This is a genomic window from Streptomyces sp. NPDC048507, assembly GCF_043199995.1.
GTDB lineage: Bacteria > Actinomycetota > Actinomycetes > Streptomycetales > Streptomycetaceae > Streptomyces.
This window is the reverse complement of record NZ_JBICWZ010000046.1, coordinates 1-1,062: the sequence shown is the minus strand read 5'-3', so window position 1 is coordinate 1,062 and position 1,062 is coordinate 1. Positions and strand designations below refer to the sequence as shown.

The window sequence follows — 1,062 nt, the reverse complement described above, 5'->3', positions numbered from 1 at the left end:
CTAGGTGTGTTGTCCGGAGAGGTTGGTGGCGCGGCTGGCGGGGGTGTGGCCGTGGATGCCGGTGTGGGGTCGGTGGTAGTTGTACCAGTGCAGCCAGTCGGTGAAGGCTTCCATCCGTTCGGCATTTGAGGTGTAGGGCCGCTGGTAGGCCCATTCTTCGAGCAGGGTGCGGTGGAAGCGTTCGACCTTGCCGTTGGTCTGGGGTCGCCAGGGGCGGGTCCAGCGTGGGCTGATGCCCAGGTCACGGCAGGTCTGGCGCCAGGTGTTCTTGCTGTAGGCCCAGGCGTTGTCGGTCAGGACGCGTTCCACGCTGATGCCCAGGGATGCGAACCAGGCGGTGGCTCGTTGCAGGAAGGCGGCGCAGGTGGGGGCGGTCTCGTCGGGGAGGTCTTCGGTGTAGGCGAGGCGGGTGTGGTCGTCGAGTGCGGTGTGGAGGTAGGCCCAGCCGGCCCCGGTCTTGTTGCGGCGGCCTTCGGCCCGGCCCAGGGTCTTGTGGCCGCCGCCGTCGGGGATCCGTCCGAGTTTCTTGACGTCGATGTGGACCAGTTCGCCGGGCCGTTCACGCTCGTACCGGCGGACGGGTTCGCCGGTGGCCCGGTCCAGGGCGGCGAGGGGCGGCATGCCGTGGCGGGTCAGGATGCGGTGGGCGGTCGAGGGTGCGATCCCGCAGCGGGCGGCCAGCCGCAGGGGTCCGATCCGGTGCTCGCGCCGCAGCCGTAGAACCTGCTGCTCCACCACGGCCGCCGTCCTGGCGGGCTGGTGGTGGGGACGACTGCTGCGGTCACTCATTCCGGCGATCCCGAGTTGCCGGTAGCGGCCGGCCCAGCGGGCAGCGGTGGCGTGGCTGACCTGGAAACGCTCCGCAGCCCGCCGCACGGGCCAGCCGTCGTCCACGACACAGCGGGCCAGGCGAAGACGTCCGGTCTCGGTCAGCGGGGCATTACGGTGGACCACGAGGGCCTCCTGTCTTCGGTGCAGATGTCGCAATCCACACCGAACCCGGAGGCCCTCACCCATTTCAAGAACCCAGCACGCGTGTCACCAACGTCCCCGGACAACACA

The 1,062-nt window shown here is 69.7% G+C and carries 1 protein-coding gene; it reads right to left on the bottom strand.

All coding sequences use genetic code 11. From position 1 onward, the window contains the following. Window positions 1-954, bottom strand: a complete 954-nt coding sequence (locus tag ACGFXC_RS37535) for an IS481 family transposase (protein ID WP_393719431.1) — start codon at window positions 952-954, stop codon at window positions 1-3. Between the last annotated feature and the right edge of the window lie 108 nt (window positions 955-1,062).